The 21,580-nt window shown below is 71.6% G+C and carries 15 protein-coding genes; 7 read left to right on the top strand and 8 right to left on the bottom strand.

What is annotated here, in order from left to right; translation table 11 throughout:
- Positions 1 to 28 precede the first annotated feature (28 nt).
- Positions 29 to 1,237, bottom strand: coding sequence for an MFS transporter (locus tag D7I47_RS02830; protein ID WP_120761640.1), 1,209 nt, complete (start codon positions 1,235 to 1,237; stop codon positions 29 to 31).
- A gap of 265 nt (positions 1,238 to 1,502) precedes the next feature.
- Here D7I47_RS02830 and D7I47_RS02825 point away from each other — a divergent pair, with 265 nt between their 5' ends.
- Entirely contained in the window at positions 1,503 to 3,968 is a 2,466-nt protein-coding gene (locus D7I47_RS02825) for a ribonucleoside-diphosphate reductase subunit alpha (protein ID WP_193726449.1), read from the top strand.
- Positions 3,969 to 4,047: 79 nt separating this feature from the next.
- Positions 4,048 to 5,046: a ribonucleotide-diphosphate reductase subunit beta gene (locus D7I47_RS02820; protein WP_120761639.1), complete on the top strand. Its 999-nt coding sequence runs from the start codon at positions 4,048 to 4,050 to the stop codon at positions 5,044 to 5,046.
- Here D7I47_RS02820 and D7I47_RS02815 read toward each other — a convergent pair.
- Positions 5,043 to 5,441: a pyridoxamine 5'-phosphate oxidase family protein gene (locus tag D7I47_RS02815; protein WP_120761638.1), complete on the bottom strand. Its 399-nt coding sequence runs from the start codon at positions 5,439 to 5,441 to the stop codon at positions 5,043 to 5,045. The genes D7I47_RS02820 and D7I47_RS02815 overlap by 4 nt on opposite strands.
- A 56-nt stretch (positions 5,442 to 5,497) precedes the next feature.
- A complete protein-coding gene (locus D7I47_RS02810; protein WP_120761637.1) occupies positions 5,498 to 9,499 on the bottom strand; it encodes a S8 family serine peptidase in 4,002 nt (1,333 codons plus the stop codon).
- A gap of 76 nt (positions 9,500 to 9,575) precedes the next feature.
- Between D7I47_RS02810 and D7I47_RS02805 the strand changes: the two genes are divergently transcribed.
- Positions 9,576 to 10,229, top strand: coding sequence for a pyridoxine/pyridoxamine 5'-phosphate oxidase (locus tag D7I47_RS02805; protein WP_120761636.1), 654 nt, complete (start codon positions 9,576 to 9,578; stop codon positions 10,227 to 10,229).
- Positions 10,230 to 10,569: 340 nt separating this feature from the next.
- Here D7I47_RS02805 and hrpA read toward each other — a convergent pair whose 3' ends face one another.
- Genes hrpA through D7I47_RS02790 form a run of 3 tightly spaced genes read right to left on the bottom strand, consistent with a single transcriptional unit; the run spans position 10,570 to position 15,806 of the window.
- A complete protein-coding gene (hrpA, locus tag D7I47_RS02800) occupies positions 10,570 to 14,415 on the bottom strand; it encodes an ATP-dependent RNA helicase HrpA (protein ID WP_120761635.1) in 3,846 nt (1,281 codons plus the stop codon).
- A gap of 36 nt (positions 14,416 to 14,451) precedes the next feature.
- A complete protein-coding gene (locus D7I47_RS02795) occupies positions 14,452 to 15,438 on the bottom strand; it encodes an SRPBCC family protein (protein ID WP_120761634.1) in 987 nt (328 codons plus the stop codon).
- A gap of 29 nt (positions 15,439 to 15,467) precedes the next feature.
- Positions 15,468 to 15,806 (bottom strand): ArsR/SmtB family transcription factor, encoded by a 339-nt coding sequence (locus D7I47_RS02790; protein WP_120761633.1) that lies wholly within the window; start codon positions 15,804 to 15,806, stop codon positions 15,468 to 15,470.
- A gap of 93 nt (positions 15,807 to 15,899) precedes the next feature.
- On the opposite strand from D7I47_RS02790, the gene D7I47_RS02785 reads away from it, so the two are divergent.
- The 4 genes from D7I47_RS02785 to D7I47_RS02770 are packed head-to-tail and all read left to right on the top strand — an operon-like array spanning position 15,900 to position 18,472.
- Positions 15,900 to 16,541, top strand: coding sequence for a hypothetical protein (locus D7I47_RS02785; protein ID WP_120761632.1), 642 nt, complete (start codon positions 15,900 to 15,902; stop codon positions 16,539 to 16,541).
- Positions 16,542 to 16,545: 4 nt separating this feature from the next.
- Positions 16,546 to 16,842 carry a transcriptional regulator gene (locus D7I47_RS02780; protein ID WP_120761631.1) on the top strand — a complete coding sequence of 99 codons (297 nt, stop codon included), beginning with the start codon at positions 16,546 to 16,548 and terminating at the stop codon, positions 16,840 to 16,842.
- Positions 16,839 to 17,723 (top strand): ABC transporter ATP-binding protein, encoded by an 885-nt coding sequence (locus D7I47_RS02775; protein ID WP_120761630.1) that lies wholly within the window; start codon positions 16,839 to 16,841, stop codon positions 17,721 to 17,723. The genes D7I47_RS02780 and D7I47_RS02775 overlap by 4 nt, the downstream gene beginning before the upstream one ends.
- A complete protein-coding gene (locus tag D7I47_RS02770) occupies positions 17,720 to 18,472 on the top strand; it encodes an ABC transporter permease (protein WP_120761629.1) in 753 nt (250 codons plus the stop codon). The genes D7I47_RS02775 and D7I47_RS02770 overlap by 4 nt, the downstream gene beginning before the upstream one ends.
- Positions 18,473 to 18,539: 67 nt before the next feature.
- Here the strand turns inward: D7I47_RS02770 and pntB are convergent, their stop codons facing one another.
- Together pntB and D7I47_RS02760 are read right to left on the bottom strand one after the other, a co-directional pair.
- Positions 18,540 to 19,967, bottom strand: coding sequence for a Re/Si-specific NAD(P)(+) transhydrogenase subunit beta (pntB, locus tag D7I47_RS02765; protein WP_227000803.1), 1,428 nt, complete (start codon positions 19,965 to 19,967; stop codon positions 18,540 to 18,542).
- A complete protein-coding gene (locus tag D7I47_RS02760) occupies positions 19,964 to 21,508 on the bottom strand; it encodes a Re/Si-specific NAD(P)(+) transhydrogenase subunit alpha (protein WP_120761628.1) in 1,545 nt (514 codons plus the stop codon). Before D7I47_RS02760 ends, pntB begins: the two co-directional genes overlap by 4 nt.
- Positions 21,509 to 21,580: the final 72 nt, after the last annotated feature.

The following is a 21,580-nucleotide window of genomic DNA, read 5'->3' as shown; positions in this document are numbered from 1 at the left end:
GGGCCCAAAAGCACGTACTTTCGCGGACTCAGCTGGGCGGGAGGGGGACCGGCTCGGTGTCGGGGAGGGGGCTCGCGTCGCGGCCGCGGAGGTCGGGGTGCGCGCGCCGGAAGAACACCGGCACGAGGAAACCCGCGAACGCGAAGGCGGCCGCCGCGACGAAGCCGCCGTCGGGTCCGTAGCCGTCGATGAGGAAGCCGGCGACCGCCGAGCCGAGGGCCGCGCCGATGAGCTGGCCGGTGCCGACCCAGCCGTAGGCCTCCGCGGTGTCGGAGAACTTGACGGTCGCCGACACGATCGAGAACATCACGGCGAGCGCCGGTGCGATGCCGAGGCCGGCGATCACGAGGGTCGCCGAGATCGACCAGAACTCGAAGGCGAACACGGCGAGCGTCGAGCCGACGAAGACGATGAACATGCGCCGCGCGAGCGCCCACGGCCCGATCGGGATGTTGCCGAAGCCGAGGCCGCCGACGAGCGAGGCGACCGCCCAGATGCCGAGCACGAGTCCCGCCTCCGCGCCGCCCTCGCCGAAGGTCGCCACGACGCCCGCCTCGACGGCGGCGCACGAACCCACCAGCAGGAAGCCGACGACCGTCGACAGCAGCACCGCGGGGCGCTTGAGCACGACGCCGAACCGGCGCTTCGAGCGCGGGATGCGCACCCGGCCGAGCTCGGGCGAGGAGATGAACCAGGCGCCGCCCACGACGAGGAAGAACACCGAGATGAAGATCCCGGCGACGGTCGACACCTGGATGGCGACGAGCGTCACGACGACCGGCCCGGCGATCCAGATGAGCTCCTGGGCGGATGCGTCGAGCGAGAACAGCGGGGTGAGCTGGCGCGAGTTGACCATCTTGGGGTAGATGGTGCGCACCGCGGGCTGCACGGGCGGGTAGCTGAGCCCCGCGACGAGGCCGGCGATCATGAAGCCCCACAGCGGCATCTGCGCGAGCGCGATCGTGGTGAGCGCGACGGCGCAGACGGTCGTCGTGGCGATGAGCACGGGCCGCATGCCCCAGCGGCCCATCCAGCGGCTCGTGACGGGGCCCGAGATCGCCTGCCCGACGGAGGTCGCGGCGAGCACGAGGCCGGCCGCCCCGTAGCTGTGGAAGAGGTGCTCGATGTGGATGAGGAAGCCGAGCGAGAGCATGCCGCTCGGGAACCGCGCGACGAGCTGCGCGGCGATGATCCGGGCGACGCCCCGGGTGCGCAGGAGGTCGAGGTACGCGTTCACGGCCTTCCCACTGTAGTGCTGTCGGAGGGGCCTCCTAGGGTGTGGAAAGTGTGAATAACAGCGGTGAAGTTATGCACATCTGTGGATGACACGCCCACAACATCTAGGGTTGGCCCGGTGTCAGGAGCCCGATATATAGTGGTGGAACCTCCGGGCCGGGGGAGAGCAACGAAGCTCGAGGACGGGCCGTCGAGGTCGATTCTCACCAGGGTTTTTTCATCGGAATGCGGGGCGCGCAGGACTGCGCGGAGAGGAAAGGGATCACGTGACCATCACCGTCGTGAAGCGCAACGGAGAGCGCGAGCCGTACGACGCCAACAAGATCAACCTGGCGATCGAGCACGCGAGCCAGGGGCTCGACGAGAACATCACCTGGGTCACCCAGATCGCCTCGGAGCTCGAGCTGACCCTGTTCGACGGCATCACCACCCAGCAGCTCGACGAGGCCGTCATCCAGGTCGCCCTCCAGAACGTCAAGGACGACCCGCAGTTCGACACCGTCGCCGCGCGGCTCCTGCTCAAGACCATCTACAAGCGCGTGCTCGGCGACTACACGACCGACGAGCAGCTGAAGGCCCTCCACGCGCAGCACTTCCGCGGCGCCATCGAGCGCGGCGTCGCCGAGACGCTCCTCGACTCGCGCTTCCCCGAGCTCTTCGACCTCGACCGCCTCGCCGCCGCCCTCGAGCCCGCCCGCGACGGCCTGCTCAAGTACATCGGCGTCGTCACCCTCAACAACCGCTACGGCATCAAGGCCCGCAACGGCGAGCCGCTCGAGGTGCCCCAGTTCTTCTGGATGCGCATCGCCATGGGCCTCTCGCTCAACGAGGCCGACCCGACGAGCCACGCGATCGAGTTCTACGACAAGATGTCGAAGCTCGAGTACCTCGCCGCCGGCTCCACCCTCGTGAACGCTGGCACCGCGTTCCCGCAGCTCTCCAACTGCTTCGTCATGGAGATGCACGACGACATCGAGCACATCGCCAAGTCGGTGCGCGACGTCATGTGGCTCACCAAGGGCACGGGCGGCATCGGCCTCTCGGTCACCAAGCTGCGCTCGCAGGGTTCGCCCATCCGCTCCAACAACACCACCTCGACCGGGCCGATCCCCTTCATGCACACGATCGACTCGGTGCTGCGCGCGGTCAGCCGCGGCGGCAAGAAGTTCGGCGCCCTGTGCTTCTACATGGAGAACTGGCACCTCGACTTCCCCGAGTTCCTCGAGCTGCGCAACAACTCGGGCGACCCGTACCGCCGCACCCGCACCGCCAACACGGCCGTCTGGATCTCCGACGAGTTCATGAAGCGCGTGCAGAACGACGGCGACTGGTACCTCTTCGACCCGCTCGAGGTCGCCGACCTCAACGAGCTGTACGGCCAGGAGTTCTCCGACCGCTACGCCGAGTACGCCGCGAAGGCCGAGGCGGGCGAGATGCGGATGTTCAAGAAGATCTCCGCGCGCGCCCAGTTCAAGGACATCCTGATGTCGCTCCAGACCACGAGCCACCCGTGGCTCACCTGGAAGGACACCATCAACAACCGCGCCCTCAACAACAACACGGGCACCATCCACCTCTCGAACCTCTGCACCGAGATCTGCCTCCCGCAGGACCTCGAGAACATCTCCGTCTGCAACCTGGCCTCCATCAACCTCTCGACCCACCTCAAGGTCGACGAGAACGGCGGCCTCGGCTTCGACTGGGCCCTCATCGAGGACTCGGCCCGCAGCGCCGTGCGCCAGCTCGACAACCTCATCGACATCACCGAGTCGTCGGTCGCCGAGGCCGACCACGCCAACCAGACCAACCGCGCCATCGGGCTCGGCGTCATGGGCTTCACGGATGTCGTGGAGCGTCTCGGGTTCTCGTACGAGTCCGAGGAGGCGTACGCCCTCATGGACGAGATCATGGAGCACGTCTCCTACGCGGCCATCGACGAGTCGGCCGACCTCGCCCGCGAGCGCGGCTCCTACGACAACTTCGAGGGCAGCCGCTGGTCGCAGGGCCTCGTGCCCTTCGACTCGATCGAGCTCACCGAGAAGGACCGCGGCATCAAGATCACCGTCGACCGCACCACGCGGCTCGACTGGGACCGCCTGCGCGAGAAGGTCAAGGGCGGCATGCGCAACGCGACCCTCATGGCCATCGCGCCCACCGCATCCATCGGCCTCGTCGCCGGCACCACCCCCGGCCTCGACCCGCAGTTCGCGCAGATCTTCAGCCGCGCAACCAGCAACGGCAAGTTCCTCGAGGTCAACCGCAACCTCGTGAACGACCTGCAGAAGCTCGGCCTCTGGGACACCGTGCGCGAGCAGGTGCTGCGCAGCCAGGGCGACGTGCAGAACATCGCCGAGATCCCCGACGATCTCAAGAACGTCTACAAGACGAGCTTCCAGCTCTCGCCGTACTCGTTCATCGAGGTGGCGGCGCGCGCCCAGAAGTGGATCGACCAGGCCATCAGCCGCAACATGTACCTCGAGACGCGCGACCTCGGCGACATGATGGACATCTACTACGCGGCATGGGAGAAGGGCGTCAAGACGACCTACTACCTGCACATGAAGCCGCGCCACACGGCCGAGCAGTCCACGGTCAAGGTCAACAAGACCGAGGAGCTGAACACCGGCGCCGGCGCCCAGCGCGGCTTCGGTGCCGCGGCGGCCGCCCCGGCGACCGAGGCCCCGGCCGCACCGGCCGCCGCGCCGCGTCGCGGATTCGGAGGCCTCGCGTGAACGGCTACGGAGACACCATCGGCGGTTATGAAGTGCCGCTCGACCCCATGGACGAACTTCAGTGTGAGAGCTGCCAATAATGGCCATCCTCGGCACCGGGGTCCAGGAAGGACTCCTCCTCAAGCCCGTCACCTACCAGTGGGCGATGGACCTCTACGACCAGGCGGTCGCCAACACCTGGTTCCCCAACGAGATCCAGCTCGGCGAAGACCTCGCCGACTTCAAGAAGATGACGGACGAGGAGCGTCACGCCGTCACCTTCCTGATCTCCTACTTCAACCCCAACGAGCTGCTCGTCAACAAGGCCCTCGCCTTCGGCGTCTACCCGTACGTCAACGCCCCCGAGGCGCACCTCTACCTCGCGAAGCAGATGTGGGAGGAGGCCAACCACTGCATGTCGTTCGAGTACGTCCTCGAGACGTTCCCGATCGACCGCAACGAGGCCTACAACTCCCACGTCGACGTGCCGTCGATGCAGCGCAAGGAGGAGTTCGAGGTCGGCTACATCCGCCGGATGACCGAGGAGACCCTCGACATCACGACGACCGCGGGCAAGCAGGACTTCATCCGCAACCTCATCGCCTACAACATCATCCTCGAGGGCATCTGGTTCTACTCGGGCTTCATGGTGGCGCTGTCGTTCCGTCAGCGGAACCTGCTGCGCAACTTCGGTTCGCTCATGGACTGGATCGTGCGCGACGAGTCCCTGCACCTCAAGTTCGGCATCAACCTCATCCTCACGGTGCTCGACGAGAACTCCGACCTGCAGACGCCGGAGTTCGCGGCCGAGATCAAGCAGATGATCCTCGACGCCGTCGAGATGGAGGAGCAGTACAACAACGACCTGCTGCCGAACGGCATCCTCGGACTCAACGCGAGCTACATCAACCAGTACGTGAAGTACCTCGCCGACCGTCGCCTCGAGGAGCTCGGCTTCGGCTCGCACTACAACGTGGTGAACCCGGCCAAGTGGATGGCGACCGCGAACGACACCCTGCAGCTCGTCAACTTCTTCGAGTCGACGAACACCTCCTACGAGTCGAACGCCTCCGCCTCCTCCGGCGACCGCAAGTCCTAGTCCGCGCGGTGGAAGCGGCGGCCGCTCACGCGGTCGGGGGTGATGCGCACGTAGTTGAACTTCTCGTCGGGTGACCACGAGACGAGCCCCAGGATGCCGGAGTGCTCGATCTCGTCGTCGAACTCGAGGCGTTCGGCGGTGCCCCACAGGATGACGCTCCAGGCGACCTCCTCGGAGTGCTCGTCGACCTCGAACGCGACCCGCGGGTGCTCCGCGACGAGTTCGAGCTTCGAGCCCGGCGCGCTGCGGAACAGCACGCTGCGCCCGCCGATCGAGAAGTTGACCGGGAACACCTCCACGTCGTCGCCCTCCGAGAAGATCACCCGCCCGATCCGGGCCTGGGCGAGCAGCTCCCAGCAGGTGTCGAGGTCGAGGGTCTCCGCCGCGTGCTCCATGACGGCACCCTACGTGCGTGCCGCCCCCGCGTCGAGGGTCGCAGGTCCCGCCGGGTTCACACCCGCTCGAACTCGCGCTCGAGCTCCTTCACGGAGAGGCCGTCCTCGGCGAGGCGCTTGGTGAGCAGTTCGAGCAGCTTCGGGTCGCGCTCGATCGCCTTCCACCAGCGGCCCGGGATGCGCTTGCGCCCCGGCTCCTCGCCCTCGGTCGGCTTGTACTCGTCGCCGCCCCTCCACACGCTGAGGGTGCGCACCTCCTCGCGCGTGAACGGGGTGCCGCGGAAGGTCTTGCCCTCCGCCCGGAACAGCACCGTGTAGACGCCCGGAGCGCCGAGGCCGATCGCCTCCACGAACTCGCCCGGGGCGGACTCGGTGAGGTCGACGTCGTACTGCGCGCCGGAGGGCTCGGTGACGGTGGCCCGCACCTGCGCCCGGCCCGACACGGGCACGTCGTACTCGGTGAGCCACGCGACGAGCCGCGCCTTCGCCCCCGGTTCGAGCGAGTCCTGCTCGGTGTCGACCCGCATCCGCAGGCTCGACGAGGCGTGCACGAGCACCGTGCCGGGCAGGCCCCGCCTCGCGATCTCGCGCACCTCCTCGGCCGTGAGCTGCTCCTTGCCGACGGCCGCCTTGAGGTGGCGCTTGTCGATCGTGAAGCGAGCGAGCCAGGTGCCGGAGCGCGCGCCCGCGCCGATCGGGGCGGGCAGCGTCAGCCGGTAGTACACGACGTCGTCGGCCACCCGCACGTAGTTGCGGCCGCCGAGCCCCGCCATGAACGCCGGGTCGATGACGTCGCCGTCGGGGGTGATGAGCGTCATGTCGACGAGCTCCGGATGCTGGGTCAGCAGGAACACGTCGGCCACGAAGTCGGTCTCCGCGAGCACGAACGGCACGTCGACGTCCGACCCGACCGGGATCTTCACCGGCGGGTCGACGACGATCTGGTCGTTCTTGACCCCCGCGAGCACCTGCAGGAAGTACTTCGCGAGCTTGTACCGGCTGTCGGCATCCAGGTCGTCGGTGAGCACGCAGTAGCCGCCGGTGCCCTTCGTGACGGCGGTGAGGGCGGCCGGCTTGATGTTCTCGGCGCGGCCGAGGGCGACCGCGTAGGTGCGGTCGGTGATCGAGCCGGACACGTCGGCGATGAAGGCGTTGCGGTTCTCGTAGCCGTCGGTGAAGACGATCGTCGCCTTCGTGTCGTAGCCGCCGACCGGGTTCAGTTCGTTCTGACCGAGTTCGAGGCCGTCGCCGATCGAGGTCGCGCCGTTGAGGTTCACCGCGTAGCTCGAGATCTTCGAGCGCACGTCCCCGCGCGTCGTGTCGAAGATCGTGGGCGCGAGCAGCGGACCCACGGGCGGCACGAGCACGGGGAAGGAGTCGTCGTCGAAGCCGACGATGCCCACCCCGTCGCCCTCGTGCACGGCCTCCGCGAGGATGCCGGCCGAGTAGTGCAGCACGTCGATGCGCTTCGCCGTGCCGACACCGGATGCGGCATCCATCGAGCCGGAGCGGTCGAGCACGAGCATGACGCACGCGGAGGTCGGCGGCACGGTGTTCGCGGCGATCTGCAGCGTCCACTCCTGGCCGGTCTGGTCGTGCCGCACCGTGATGCTGCCCGCGGCGGTCGCGCCCGCCGTGGTGCCGACGAAGTTGACCCACAGGTAGGCCTCCTGCACCGTCTGGTAGTCGGCGGTGCCGGTGAGCGACTCGGTGGCGCCGAGCGGCAGCCCGAACGGGGCCGCGGGTGCGCCCGTGACGGTGAAGGTGGAGGCGTAGAGGCTGTGCACGTCGAAGCGCACCGCGCGCCAGGCCTCCTCGCCCTCGGGGATGTCGGTGAAGGCGAGCTCGTCGGTCACCAGGTCGATCGTGCAGGCGGCGCGGCTCACCGCCGCGCCCGCGTCGATGCGCCCGGCGCCGAACCAGCGGCTGAAGCTCGGGCCCGCGTAGCCGGGGTCGGAGGAGACGAGGCCGTTGACATCCGTCCAGCGGCCCACCGGGTCGGTCTGGGTGGGGTCGATCTTGACGGCCGTGTCGCGCAGGATCTGGCCCACCTGGTCCCAGCGCAGCTGCGGGTTCGCCGACAGCATGAGCGCCGCGACACCCGCCGTGAGCGGGGTGGCGTGCGAGGTGCCGCCGAAGTCGGAGCGGTAGCGCCGCGGCGCGAAGGCGACGGCGGTGCCGGAGGCGAAGCCGGTGGTGAGGGGGAAGTCGAACGAGACGGTGCCGGCGCCCGCGTCGACGGCGGTGATGGTGCGGCCGCGGGCGGCACGCGTCGCGACGTTGCCGACGAGCAGCGCGCCGCCGACCGTCGCCCCCGCCGTGCTCGCCACCGAGAGGCTCGTCGCCCCCGCCGCGGATGCCGCGCTGAGCGTCGTCGTCGCATCCGCCGACCCGGCGATCGCGGTGCCCTCGGGGGCGTCGGCGCGCGTCGAGGAGAAGATGCCGAACTCGGTGTTCGGGTCGTGGCGGATCGCGGGGTCGGGCGAGCGGAACCGCGTGTGCGAGGGGGCGGCGAAGTCGATCGTGCTGCCGAAGTTGCTGTAGCCGGCGTGGATCTCGGTGACGCCGTCGGTGTCGAGCGTCGATGCGGCCACGCCGAAGCAGCGGCCGTACATGCTCCACGGGCGGTCGGAGGTGGCGTCGAGGTCGCGGATGTTGTTGCCGGCCGAGAAGAACAGCGCGGTGCCGAGCCCCCCGCGCCCGTCGTCCGTGACGGCGTCGAAGGTGTCCTGCATGAGGGCCGAGATCGGCATGCCGATGCTGAAGCCGAAGCTGTTCGTGATGACGTCGACGCCCGTCGCGAGCTGCGCCGGGAAGCCCGCCGTGGACGAGTTCGCGTCGAGGCCGGCGAGCCACAGGTACATCTCCGCGTAGCGCGTCTCGGGCCCGGAGCGCCGGATGCCGAACACGTGGCAGTTGCCCGCGACGCCCGCCGTGCCCTCCGCGTTGTTCACCGCGCCCGCGGCGGTGCCGGCGCAGTTGGTGCCGTGGTCGCCGTCGGCGGTGTTGTCGTTGTCGGCGGCCATCCGCGCGAAGTCGAACAGCCGGCTCACCTTCGCGGTGCCGTCGCTCAGGGTGACCGCCATGCCCGGGTGCCCGTCGTCGACGCCCGAGTCGACGACCGCGATCGTGACGTCGGGCGAGCCGAAGGTGTGGGCGGGGTCGAGGTCCTGCAGCACCTGCCAGGCGTCGGGGGTGCCGATGACGCCGTGGTCCCACTGCTGCGGGAAGAGGAAGTCGTTGGGGGTGACGGCGTCGTCCTCGACCGTGACGACGAGGTTCGGCTCCGCGTAGCGCACGCCCGGCTCGGCGACCACCGCGGCGAGGATGTCGAGCAGGTCATAGCCGGCGCCGGCGGGGGAGCGCAGCACGTAGGTGCGCGGCAGCGCCTCGAAGCGCTTCACGACCTCGAGCCCGTGGCGGGCGGCGAGGGCCACCGGGTCGACGTCGTCCGTCAGCAGCGACACGACGAGCTCGTCGGTGAGGAACGCGGCGCCGCGGTCGGTGAGCTCGACGACCGCGCCGACCTCGCCGAGGCGGTCGACATCCGCCACCTCGCGGCCGATGTCGCGCACCGTGTCGCCGCCCGCGGGGGCGGCGAGTCGAACGACGGCGACCGTCGGGTCGCCGAAGCGGATCACGTCGCGCGCGTCGCCGATCGCGTCGAGGCCGTCGTAGCCCGCGTCGTCCTTCGGGGCCGCACCGCCGACGAGGCGCACGCCCACGGCATCCGGAACCGGGCGGAACGGCACCCGCACACGCCCGCGGTAGTAGGCGGGCCAGCCGGCGGGGGCGAGCACGAACTGCTCGACCCCGTCGGGGCGCACCGGGTAGCCGTCGCCGATCTCGCGTGCGTCGGGGGCGAGGCCCTTCGCGATCGCGGTGAGGGAGGCCGCCTCGCGCGGGTCCGCGTCGAAGCGGGCGATGCCGCGCGCGTCGGTCTCGACCGTGAGGGTCGTGCGGTCGGGTGCCGTGCGGGTGACGGCGGCACCGGCGACGGGGGAGCCGTCGGGGGTGGTGACCTGCGCGGACAGGGGGCGGAAGGCGGTGGCGGACATGGCTGCTCCTCGGGGGGATCGGTGACAGTGAGGAGGGCGGCGGGCCCGGCCTGATACCTCCCGCTAGCCTCGAGCCATGACCGACGAGCTGCGGGCGCGCCTGCGGGCGCTGCCGTCGTTCCCCGCCGAGCTGCCCGTGTTCGACCCGGACGCCGCACCGGCCGAACCCGAGCCGCTCTTCCTCGAGTGGCTCGACGCCGCGGTGCGCGCGGGCGTGCTCGCGCCGCACGCGGCGACCCTCGCGACGGACGATGACGGCGGCCCGAGCGCGCGGGTGGTGATCCTGAAGGACGTGGATGGCACCGGCTGGGCGATCGCGACGCCCGACGACAGCCGGCCCGGGCGGGCGATGGCGGCGTCCGGCGTCGCGGCCCTCGGCTTCTTCTGGCCGGCGCTCGGACGGCAGGTGCGCGTCGAGGGCGAGGTGCGGCGCGCCGACGCCGCGGAGGCGGCCGCCGACTTCCTCGCCCGCCCCGTCGAGGCGCGGGCGACGGCCCTCGTCGGACGCCCCGCACCCGTGCTCGCGGGCGACGCGGAGTACGCGGCGGCGCGCGCCGCCGCGCGCACCCGGGTCGAGGCCGACCCCGGGCTCGTGCCCGCGTCATGGGCGCTCTGGCGCGTCGTGCCGAGCACCGTCGAGTTCTGGCAGGCGGCGCACGACCGCGCCCACCTCCGCCTGCGCTACCGGCGCGAGGGCGCCTCGTGGATGCGCGAGCGGCTGTGGCCGTGACGCGGTGCGGCCTGCGGCCGCGCTGTGTCTTGCGGGACGGTCGCGATGCGGCCTTCCCGCTGTTGAGTGCCGCGCGCCGGGCGTCACCCCTTCCCGCTGGTTGAGTGCCGCCGAAGGCGGTGTATCGAAACCAGCGAAGGCGCCCCTCGATGGGGCGCCTTCGCTCGGTGAGGGCCCTACTGGTCCACGCCTGCATGGGTTTCGATACGCCCGCTGCGCGGGCTACTCAACCAGCGGAGAGGGGAGCTGCGCGGACTACTCAACCCGGGGGAGGGGGCCGCTGCGCGGCTACTCAACCCGCGGAGGGGTGCCGCGGAGAGGGTGGCGCTGTGCGGGCTGCTCAACCCGGGGTGAGGGCCTTGCGGATGCGCTGCACCGAGATGGGGCCCGCGGCGCCGAGGTGCTGGGCGAAGAGGGAGAGGCGCAGTTCCTCGAGCATCCAGCGGACGGGCACGAGGTGCGCGGGCGTGGTGGGGGCGAGGGGGAGGGTGCCGCCGGCGGCGCGGTAGAGGGCCACCGCCTCCTCCACCTGGGTCTGCCAGGCGCGGTCGCGGCCGGGGTTGTCGGCGAGCTTCTCGGCGCGGTGCCGGATGCCGGCGAGGTACACGGGCACACGCGCGAGCTGCGCGAGGCCGGTGATGCGCACGAAACCGGGATGCACGAGCGCCTCGAGCTGCCCACGGGCGTCGGCGAGCGGCCCCATGAAGGCGAGGCTCGACGCCCGCGAGATCGCCTTGTCGGCCTCCTTCGCGCCCGTGAGCACGCGCGCCGTGAGCCCCGCGGCGCGGAACAGCGCATCCATGAGCCCGCCCGAGACGCGCTCCCGCAGCGCCGCGAAGCCCGCCTCGTCGCGGGGCGCCGCATCCCCCGCGAGCTCGTCGACGACGGCGAGCAGCACGTCGTCGAGCAGGGCCTTCGTGTTCGGGTAGGGGGCGGTCGCGAGCACGAGCTTCTCGGGCCCGGTGAGCTGCTCCTGCACGTAGCCGAGCGGGCTCGGCAGGGTGAGGGCGACGAGCCGTCGCACCCCGCGCGGGTGGGCGGCATGCGCCTCCGCGCGCGTCGCGAACACCTTCAGTTCGACGCCGGCACCGGCGTCCACGAGCGCGGGGTAGCCGACGATGGTCGAGCCGCCCTGCGTCGCGGTGACCTGCTCGGGGATCGTGCCGAGGTCCCACGACGTGATCCCGGTGCGTTCGAGCTCGCGGCCGGGGGTGACGGCGGCGACCTTCACGGCCACGTCGGTGCGCGCGCGTTCCGCGAGGCGCGCCTGCAGCGCGGGCAGGTCGCGACCCGCCGCGAGGGTCTTCCCGCGCTGGTCGACCACCTCGAAGCGCATCCGCAGGTGGGCGGGCACCCGCTCCCACTCGATGTCGGATGCCGTGATGGGAATATGCACGGCGGCGCGGATGACCTCCGCCACGGCCTCGCCGACCGGGACGTCCGACAGCACCGGCAGCTCGCCGACGAGGCGCCTCGCCCAGTCGCCCGCGGGCACCACGTGGCGGCGCAGCTGCTTCGGCAGCGCCTTGATGAGCGCCGTCACGAGGTCTTCCCGCAGCCCCGGCACGAGCCAGTCGAAGCCGCGCTCGGCGACCCGGGGCAGCACGGCGAGCGGGATGACGACGGTCACCCCGTCGTCGTCGGCGCCCGGCTCGAAGCGGTAGCGGATGCGGAAGCGGGCATCCCCCTGCACCCACTCGTCGGGGAAGCCGGCGGCGTCGCCCGCGTCGTCGTCCTCGAGCAGCTCGGCGCGGCTCATGGTGAGCAGCTCGGGCTGCTCGGCCTTCGTCCTCTTCCACCAGCTCGCGAAGCGCCGTGAGTCGGTGACCTCGTCCGGGATCCGCCGCTCGTAGAACTCGTAGACGGCCTCGTCGCCCGTGAGGATGTCGCGGCGCCGGGTGCGCTCCTCGACCTCGGCGAGTTCGCGGCGCAGCTTCTCGTTGGCGCGGTCGAAGTCGAGCAGTGCGGAGCGTTGCAGCTCGTGCGGCCAGTCGCCCTCGACGAGCGCGTGCCGGATGAACAGCTCGCGCGCGAGCGGCGCGTCGATGCGGGCGAGCTGCGCGCGGCGGCGCGGCACGATCGGCACCCCGTAGAGCGTCACCTTCTCCCAGACGAGCGCCGCACCTTGCTTGCTCGACCAGTGCGGTTCGGAGTGGCTGCGCTTGGCGAGCTCGCCCGCGATCGGTTCGGCCCAGGCGGGGTCGATCGCGGCGACCGTGCGGGCGAAGAGCCGCGAGGTCTCGACGAGCTCGGCGGCCATGACGGCGTTCGGCTGCTTCTTGGCGAGCCCGGAGCCCGGGAAGATCACGAAGCGCTGGCCGCGGGAGCCCAGGTAGTCCTTCTTCTCGGCGTCGCGCAGCCCGAGCCGCGAGAGCAGGCCCGCGAGCACCGATCTGTGGATGGCATCCGCATCCGTGGAGGCGGCGCCGACCGTCAGCCCGACCGACTTCCCCGCCCTCGTCACCTGCCGGTACAGGTCCTGCCACTCCCGCACCCGCAGGTAGTTGAGATATTCCGCCTTGCACATACGCCGGAAGGCGTTGCCGGAGAGCTCCTGCTGCTTCTCCTCCAGGTGGTTCCAGAGGTTCAGCAGCGAGACGAAGTCGGAGCCCGGGTCGCGGAACCGCGCGTGCGCGGCATCCGCCTGCGGCCGCTTCTCGAGCGGGCGCTCGCGCGGGTCCTGGATGGAGAGGCCGGCGACGATCGCCGCCACCTCGCGCACGACGCCGTGCGTCTTCGCCTCCACGAGCATCCGCGCGAACCGCGGGTCGACGGGCAGCCGCGCGAGGTCGCGGCCGACGCGGGTGATGCGCTGCGCCGCGTCGACCGCGCCGAGCTCGGCGAGCAGGTCGAGGCCGTCGGCGATGCCGCGCGCGTCGGGCGGGGTGAGGAAGGGGAAGGCGCGGATGTCGCCGAGCCGCAGCTCGAGCATCTGCAGGATGACGGCGGCGAGGCCCGTGCGCAGCACCTCGGGGTCGGTGAACTCGGGGCGCCGGGCGAAGTCCTCCTCCGAGTAGAGGCGGATCGCGATGCCGGGGCTCGTACGGCCCGCGCGGCCGGAGCGTTGGTTGGCGGAGGCCTGGCTGATCGCCTCGATCGGCAGCCGCTGCACTTTGGCGCGCGGCGAGTAGCGGCTGATGCGCGCCGTGCCCGCGTCGACGACGTAGCGGATGCCGGGCACCGTGAGGCTCGTCTCGGCGACGTTGGTGGCGAGCACGACGCGCCGCCGGATGCCGGGGCGGCGCTTCGTGTCGAACACCCGGTGCTGGTCGGCGGCCGAGAGGCGCCCGTACAGCGGCACGACCTCGGTGTCGGCGCCGAAGCGGCCCGCCACGACATCCGCCGCATCCCGGATCTCGGACTCGCCCGAGAGGAACACGAGCACGTCGCCCGGCTCCTCCCGCCCGAGCTCGACGAGCGCATCGACGATGCCCTGCTGCACGTCCCCGCCATCCGCCTCCGCGGTCTCCGTTCGGGAGGACGACACGCCGCGTGCGCGGCCTGACGCGGGCGGATGCGGCGTGTCGTCCTCCCGAACGAAGTCGTCGTCGGGGGTGAGGGCTTCGGCCACGAGCGGGCGGTAGCGCAGCTCGACCGGGTAGGTGCGGCCGGAGACCTCGACGACGGGCGCCGGCTCGCCCGCGGCATCCGCGAAGTGGCGGGCGAAGCTCTCGGGGTCGATGGTGGCGGAGGTGACGATGACCTTGAGGTCGGGGCGGCGCGGCAGCAGCTGCTTCAGGTAGCCGAGCAGGAAGTCGATCGTGAGGGAGCGCTCGTGCGCCTCGTCGATGATGATCGTGTCGTAGGCGCGGAGGTCGCGGTCGCGCGAGAGCTCGGCCAGCAGCACGCCGTCGGTCATGAGCTTGATCGCGGTCTCGCTCTTCGTGCGGTCGTCGAAGCGCACCTGGTAGCCGACCACGCCGCCGAGTTCGACGCCCAGCTCGGAGGCGATGCGCTCGGCGACCGAGCGGGCCGCGATCCGCCGCGGCTGGGTGTGGCCGATGCGGGTTCGCCCGAGCTCGAGGCAGATCTTCGGCAGCTGGGTGGTCTTGCCCGAGCCGGTGGCGCCCGCGACGACCACCACCTGGTGGTCGCGGATGGCGCGCGCGAGCTCGTCGTGCGCCTGGCTGACGGGCAGCTCGGGCGGGTAGACGATGCGGTAGGGGGATGCGGGCGCCTCGGACATGAGCCCTCCAGGCTACCGCCGGAGGGCCCACGTGCGTCATCCGAGGGTGGGCAGCACCTCGCGTTCGAAGCGGGCGTACGAGGTCTCCATGCCGTCGGTCATGCCGGTGGCGAGGATCGCGTCGCGCTGCTCGACGCTCGCGTAGGTGATGAGCAGGGTGAGCAGCGTCACGCCGTCGACCTCGTCGAGGGTGAGGTCGTTGACGGTGCCGGGGAGGTCGGTGCCCGACATCCGCTCGGTCGTCACCATGCGCCGCTCCGGCTCGATCACGAGGTTCTCGCCCTCGAAGCCGAACGGCTCGCCGGGGTGGCCCTCCTCGGGCGCCCACGCGGTGCGGTAGGCGCCGCCGACGCGCAGCTCGTTCTCGCAGACCGTCATCGTCCAGCCGTCGGGGCCGAGCAGCCAGCGGCGCATCAGCTCCGGCTCGGTGTGCGCCCGCCACAGCAGGTGGCGCGGTGCCTCGAAGGCGCGGGTGAAGCGCACGTGCGTGTCGTCGAGCATCTCGGTGCGGATGCCGCTGCCGAGCGCGTACTGCCGCAGGTCGGCGAGCACGGTGTCGAGCTGGCCGAACGCCTGCTCCATGCCCTCGGCCTGACCCATCGCGATCACCTGCTCGAGCGCCTCGGCGGTCGGCGACTCCGACACCGCGGTGAAGCGCGCGCCCGTCGGCGTGCTCTCGAAGGTGAGCGTCATCACCCCGGTCGGCACCGAGGTGTCGATCTCGCCCTGCGCGTCGGCGAACGAGTCGCGCACCACGAAGCGGTGCGGCTCGTCGACCTCGACGAAGTCCCAGCGGCCGTAGAAGCGTTCGCCCTCGGGCGAGGTCATCCAGTAGTGCGAGATGCCGCCGGGGTGCACCTCGTGGCGGTCGAAGGTCGCGGGGTAGCCGGGCGGGCCCCAGAAGCGTTCGAGCTGCCGCGGGTCGGCGAACGCGCTCCAGAGGCGCTCGACGGGCACGGGGAAGTCGGCCACGACGGTCATCGTGAGCGCCTCGGGATCGGTGGTGACGGATGTCACGGGCATGGTTCTCTCCTTCAGCTGCGGATGGGTGGTCAGTCGTCGTCGGCGAGCAGCGCGTCGAGACGGTCGATGCGTCCGCGCCAGAGCTCGGCGTAGGCGTCGAGCAGTGCGCGTGCGCGGGCGAGCTGTTCGGGGTCGGCGCGCACGATGCGTGCGCGACCGCGGGTCTGCTTGGTCACGAGTCCCGCTCCCTCCAGCACGGCGACGTGCTTCTGCACCGCGGCGAAGGACATCGCGTAGTCGGCGGCGAGCTCGCTCACGGAGCGCTCGCCGAGCAGGGTGCGTCGCACGATGTCGCGCCGGGTGCGGTCGGCGAGGGCATGGAAGAGGCGGTCGACCTCCGCCTCGCTCAGTTCCGTTTGTGCAACCATTTGGTTGTACGTTACGACCGTCGGTCGTTGGCGTCAAGGGGGAGGGCGAGACTGACACTTGACCCGCAAAGCACTTTGCGTTACAAAGTAGCCATGACCGAGCCCGACGCATCCGACGACGACGACCTCACGCCCGAGCAGTCGCTCGCCCTCATCGCGGGCGAGACGCGCGGCGTGAAGCGCCTGTTCGGTGCCCAGGTGCCCGTCTACTACTTCGTGTGGGGCGGCGCGTGGCTCATCGGCTACACCCTGCTGTGGGCGGCCTGGCCGGGCGGCCCCTCGCCCGTCGCGGTGCCGCTCGTCGTCGCCGCACCCGCGTTCGCGGCCCTCATCCTCGGCGCGGCCGTCACCTCGGCCGTCGTCGGGGTGCGCACCAACCGCGGCATCAAGGGCGTGAGCGACTTCGTCGGCACCGTCTACGGCATCTCGTGGGCCGTGCTCGGCACCGCGACCGCCGCGCTCGGCTACGCGCTCATCCGGGCAGGCGCCACGGACGAGGTGGTCGCCATCTACTTCACCTCCGCCTACGCGCTGCTCGTCGGGGCGATGTACCTCGCCGGCACGATGCTCTGGCGCTCGCCCGACCAGCTCGTCATCGCGCTCGTCATGATCGTCGCGGCCGCCGTCACCGGCTTCTTCGGGGCGCCGGGCAACATGCTCGCGATGGCGCTCATCGCCGGCCCCGCGCTGCTGATCGGCGGGGTCGTCTCCCTCCTCCGGCTGCGGCGGATGTGACGCCATGGACGAACTCGACCCCGTCATCCACGCCTCGGCGCGCCTGCGCATCTGCGCGACCCTCGCGGCGCTCGACGCCGGCGACCGGATCTCGTTCCCCCGCCTGCAGGAGCTGCTCGCGATGACCGCGGGCAACCTCTCCACGCACCTGCGCAAGCTCGAGGACGCCGGCTACCTCGCCGTCGACAAGACCTTCCAGGGCCGCTCGCCCGTCACCTACCTCTCGCTCAGCACGGCCGGGCGCCGTGCGTTCGAGGACTACACCGCCCAGCTCAGATCACTCCTCGGAGGAACCCCATGACCACCCTCGCCGCCCTCGACGGCGTCACCCGGCGCTTCGGCGACATCCTCGCCCTCGACGACGTCGACCTCGCCGTCGGCGAGGGGGAGCTCGTCGGCCTGCTCGGCCCCAACGGCGCAGGCAAGACCACCCTGCTCTCCCTGCTGCAGGGGCTGCGCCGCCCGCACGCGGGTACCGTGCGCCTCTTCGGCGGCGACCCGCGCGACGCGGCATCCCGGCAACGCCTCGGCTGCACCCCGCAGGAGACGGCGCTGCCCGCGACCCTGCGGGTGGGCGAGGTCATCGACTTCGTCGGCGGGCACTTCGCCGACCGGATGCCGACCGCCGAGCTCGCGGAGGAGTTCGGGCTCACCGAGCTGCTGCGCCGCCAGACCGGCGCGCTCTCGGGCGGACAGCGTCGCCGGCTGAGCGTCGCCCTCGCCTTCGTGGGCCGACCTCGCCTCGTGCTGCTCGACGAGCCCACCACGGGGCTCGACGTCGACGGCCGCCGCGCCCTGTGGGACGCCATCCGCCGCCAGCACGCCGCGGGCGCGTCGATCATCGTCACGAGCCACTACCTGGAGGAGATCGAGGCGCTCGCCGAGCGGGTCGTCGTGATCGCCGACGGCCGCGTCGTCGCCGACGACAGCCTGCACGCCGTGCTCGCCCGCGTGGGCGACCAGTGGGTGCGGCTCTCCACGCCCGAGCCGGCGCGCCTGGCCGCGCTCGCGGGGGTCGTCGCGACCGCCGCGGACGAGACGGGCGTCTCGCTCGCCGTGCACGACTCGGACGCCTTCGTGCGCGAGCTCGTCGCATCCGGCATCCCCTTCACGGGGCTGCAGGTGCGCGGCGCGACGCTCGAGGAGGCGTTCCTCGCCCTGACCGAGAGGAGCGCGGCATGAGCACGCTGCGTCTGACCGCCCTGCACACGCGCTACACGCTCGTCGAGACCTTCCGGGTGCCGATCGCGGTGATCGGCTCGCTCGCCTTCCCGGCGCTCGCGTTCCTGTTCTTCATCGTGCCGCAGCGGGTGGTCGCCGACGACCCCGTGTTCGCGACGCAGGCCGTGATCCAGCTCATGGTGTTCGCCCTCATGTCGAACGCGCTGTTCGGCTTCGGCATCTCGATCGCCCAGGCCCGCGAGACCCCGTGGGATCCCTACCTGCGCACCCTGCCGGCGCCGGCCGTCGCCCGCATCCTGGCCCAGGTGCTCTCGACCGGCACCCTCGGCCTCGCCGCGCTCATCCCCGTGCTCGTGCTGGGCGCCACCTTGACGCAGGCGCACGCGGATGCCGCGGGCCTCGTGCTCGGGCTGCTCGCGCTCGCGGCCTCCGCGCTGCCGTTCCTGTTCGCGGGGATCGCGATCGGCTACGCGATGCCCATGAAGGTGGCGATCGCGGTCGTGCAGATCGTGATGTTCGCGCTCGCCTTCGGCGGCGGGCTGTTCCTGCCGCCGGTCATGTTCCCCGGCTGGCTCGACGTGCTCTCGCGCTTCCTGCCCTCGCGGCAGGCGCGCGAGGTGGTCATCGCCGCGGTGCAGGGTGGCGAGGTGCCGTGGTGGGCGTGGGGCGGCATCCTCGCCTGGTGCGCCGTGCTGCTGACGCTCGCCCTCGTGCTCTACCGCCGCGACGAGGGGCGCCGCTTCCGCTGAGCCGTGGTGCGGTTTTGGCCGGATGGCGGCGGCGAAACCGCGCCATCCGGCCGAAACCGCGACTTCGCTACAGCGCGCGCAGGATGTCCTCCACGCGCTCCTTCGCGTCGCCGAACAGCATCTGCGCGTTCTCGCGGAAGAACAGCGGATTCGGCACCCCCGCGTAGCCGGAGGCCATCGAGCGCTTGAAGACGATGACGTTCGTCGCCTCCCACACGCGCAGCACCGGCATCCCCGCGATGGGGGAGCCCGGGTCCTCGGCGGCCGCCGGGTTCACGGTGTCGTTCGCGCCGATCACGAGCACGACATCCGTCTCGGCGAGTTCGTCATTGATCTCGTCCATCTCGAGCACGATGTCGTACGGCACCTTCGCCTCGGCGAGCAGCACGTTCATGTGGCCGGGCAGGCGACCCGCGACGGGGTGGATGCCGAAGCGCACGTCGACCCCGCGCGCCCGCAGCCGCTCCGTCAGCTCGGCGACGGGGTACTGCGCCTGCGCGACCGCCATGCCGTAGCCGGGCGTGATGACGACCGAGCGGGATGCCGTGAGCAGCGCCGCCGCCGAGGTCGCGTCGATCTCGCGGTGCTCGCCCGCCTCCTCCTCGCCGGCGCGCGGTGCGACGATGCCGAACCCGCCCGCGATGACCGAGAGGAACGAGCGGTTCATGGCCTTGCACATGATGTAGGAGAGGTAGGCGCCCGAGGAGCCGACGAGCGCACCGGTGACGATGAGCAGGTCGTTGTCCAGCAGGAAGCCCGCCGCGGCCGCCGCCCAGCCCGAGTAGCTGTTGAGCATCGACACGACGACCGGCATGTCGCCGCCGCCGATCGAGGCGACGAGGTGCCAGCCGAGCAGCAGCGCGAGCGCCGTGACGGCGACGAGCAGCCACAGCTCCGGGGTCAGCACGTACCAGACGGTGAGGCCGGCGAAGGCGACGAGCGCCCCGATGTTGAGCGCGTTCTTGCCGGGCAGCATGAGCGGCCGCGAGCCGATGCGCCCCGAGAGCTTGAGGAAGGCGACGATCGAGCCGGTGAACGTCACGCCGCCGATGAACACCCCGATGAACACCTCGGCGTGGTGGATGTCGCGCAGCGCGGCCGGGATCCCGGCGGAGGCGAGGTGGCCGTTCCAGCCGACGAGCACGGCCGCGAGGCCCACGAAGGAGTGCAGCAGCGCGATGAGCTCGGGCATCCCCGTCATCTCGACGACCCGCGCGCGCCACAGGCCGATCGCGCCGCCGACGAGCACGGCGGCCGCGAGCAGGGTGAGCCCGAGGCCGCCCTGCGGCACCACCGACCCGGTCGCCACGACCACCCACACGGTGGAGGCGAGCGCGATCGCCATGCCGGCGATCCCGAAGCCGACGCCGCGCCGCGCCGTCTCGTGGCGGCTGAGCCCCGCGAGGCTCAGCACGAACAGCAGCGCGGCGACCACGTACGCGGCGTCGGCGACCGTGGCGGCGAGCACGGCATCCGCCCAGAACGCCGCGGTCACTTCGCGTCCCCCTTGCGGAACATCGCGAGCATGCGCCGCGTGACGGCGAAGCCGCCGAAGATGTTGATGCTCGCCACGAGCACCGCGACGGTCGCGAGCAGCTGCACGAGCAGCGACGCGGAACCGAGCTGCGTCATCGCGCCGACCACGATGATGCCGCTGATCGCGTTGGTGACGCTCATGAGCGGCGTGTGCAGGGCGTGGGCGACCTTGCCGATCACGTAGAAGCCGACCACGACCGAGAGCGTCAGCACGAGGAAGTGCTGCGGCAGCGGTGGCGGTGCGAACACGCAGACGAGGAACAGCGCGGTGATGCCCGCGATCGCGAGGCCGAGGCGTGCGCGCGGGTTCGGTGCCCGGCGGGCGGGGGCGGATGCCGGGGCGGGCGGTGCCGCCGCGGGCGCCGCCGAGACGGCGACGGCGGGCGGCGGCCACGTGACCGCACCGCCCTGCGTCACGGTGACCGCGCGCTGCACGACGTCGTCGTGGTCGAGGGTGAGTCGGCCGTCCTTGCCGGGGGTGAGCAGGGTCAGCAGGTTCAGCAGGTTGGTGCCGTACAGCTGCGAGGCCTGCTGGGGGAGGCGCCCCGCGAGGTCCGTGTAGCCGAGGATGATGACCCCGTTCGCCGTGACGACGCGCTCGCCCGCGACCGAGCCCTCGACGTTGCCGCCCTGCCCGGCCGCCATGTCGACGACGACGCTGCCCGGTTTCATGAGGGCGATGTCGGATGCCGTGAGCAGCCGCGGCGCGGCGCGGCCCGGGATGAGCGCCGTCGTGATGACGACGTCGACCTCGGCGGCCTGCTCGCTGTACAGCTCGCGTGCGCGGCGGTCGTAGGCGTCGCTCGTCGCCTTCGCGTAGCCGTCGGAGGAGACCTCCTGCTGCTCCTCGGGCACCACGACCGCGAGGTACTCGCCGCCGATCGAGCGCACCTGGTCGGCGACCTCGGGGCGCGGATCGGTGGCCCGCACGATCGCGCCGAGGCTCGAGGCCGCGCCGATCGCGGCGAGCCCCGCGACGCCGGCGCCCGCCACGAGCACCTTCGCGGGCGGCACCTTGCCGGCCGCCGTCACCTGGCCGGTGAAGAAGCGGCCGAACTCGTGGGCGGCCTCGACGACCGCGCGGTAGCCGGCGATGTTCGCCATCGAGCTCAGCACGTCCATCGACTGGGCGCGCGAGATGCGCGGCACCGCGTCGAGGGCGAGGGCGGTGACGCCGCGCGCGGCGAGCTGCTCGAGCAGCTCGGGACGCAGGGCCGGGCTCAGCAGGCCCACGAAGGTCGCGTCGGGCCGCAGCCGCGCGATGTCGGCGGGGGTCGGCGCGGTGATGGCGAGCACGACATCCGCGCCCCACGCCTCCGCCCGGTCGACGACGGTCGCGCCGGCGTCGGCGTAGGCCTCGTCGGGGAAGGAGGATGCGGTGCCCGCGCCGCGCTCGACGGCCACCTCGTAGCCGAGGGCGACGATGCGGGCGGTGGTGGCGGGCGAGACGGCGACGCGGTTCTCCCCGGCGGGTTCGGCGACGATGCCGATTCGGGTCATGGTGGCTCCTGTGCGGGTGGCTCCCTCCGACTCTAGGAGGCGCCGCGCCCGCGCACCCGGGGAATCCGCGGG

The sequence above is a fragment of the Protaetiibacter intestinalis genome (assembly GCF_003627075.1).
Lineage (GTDB): Bacteria > Actinomycetota > Actinomycetes > Actinomycetales > Microbacteriaceae > Homoserinibacter > Homoserinibacter intestinalis.
Note: the sequence above shows the minus strand (reverse complement) of the source record. Positions and strands in the feature narration are given on the sequence as shown.

Bases quoted from the DNA above. Each gene is read 5' to 3' on its own strand.
- D7I47_RS02820 (WP_120761639.1), top strand. From the start codon at position 4,048: ATGGCCATCCTCGGCACCGGGGTCCAGGAAGGACTCCTCCTCAAGCCC.
- D7I47_RS02815 (WP_120761638.1), bottom strand. From the start codon at position 5,441: ATGGAGCACGCGGCGGAGACCCTCGACCTCGACACCTGCTGGGAGCTG.
- D7I47_RS02810 (WP_120761637.1), bottom strand. From the start codon at position 9,499: ATGTCCGCCACCGCCTTCCGCCCCCTGTCCGCGCAGGTCACCACCCCC.
- D7I47_RS02805 (WP_120761636.1), top strand. From the start codon at position 9,576: ATGACCGACGAGCTGCGGGCGCGCCTGCGGGCGCTGCCGTCGTTCCCC.
- hrpA (WP_120761635.1), bottom strand. From the start codon at position 14,415: ATGTCCGAGGCGCCCGCATCCCCCTACCGCATCGTCTACCCGCCCGAG.
- D7I47_RS02795 (WP_120761634.1), bottom strand. From the start codon at position 15,438: ATGCCCGTGACATCCGTCACCACCGATCCCGAGGCGCTCACGATGACC.
- D7I47_RS02790 (WP_120761633.1), bottom strand. From the start codon at position 15,806: ATGGTTGCACAAACGGAACTGAGCGAGGCGGAGGTCGACCGCCTCTTC.
- D7I47_RS02785 (WP_120761632.1), top strand. From the start codon at position 15,900: ATGACCGAGCCCGACGCATCCGACGACGACGACCTCACGCCCGAGCAG.
- D7I47_RS02780 (WP_120761631.1), top strand. From the start codon at position 16,546: ATGGACGAACTCGACCCCGTCATCCACGCCTCGGCGCGCCTGCGCATC.
- D7I47_RS02775 (WP_120761630.1), top strand. From the start codon at position 16,839: ATGACCACCCTCGCCGCCCTCGACGGCGTCACCCGGCGCTTCGGCGAC.
- D7I47_RS02770 (WP_120761629.1), top strand. From the start codon at position 17,720: ATGAGCACGCTGCGTCTGACCGCCCTGCACACGCGCTACACGCTCGTC.
- D7I47_RS02760 (WP_120761628.1), bottom strand. From the start codon at position 21,508: ATGACCCGAATCGGCATCGTCGCCGAACCCGCCGGGGAGAACCGCGTC.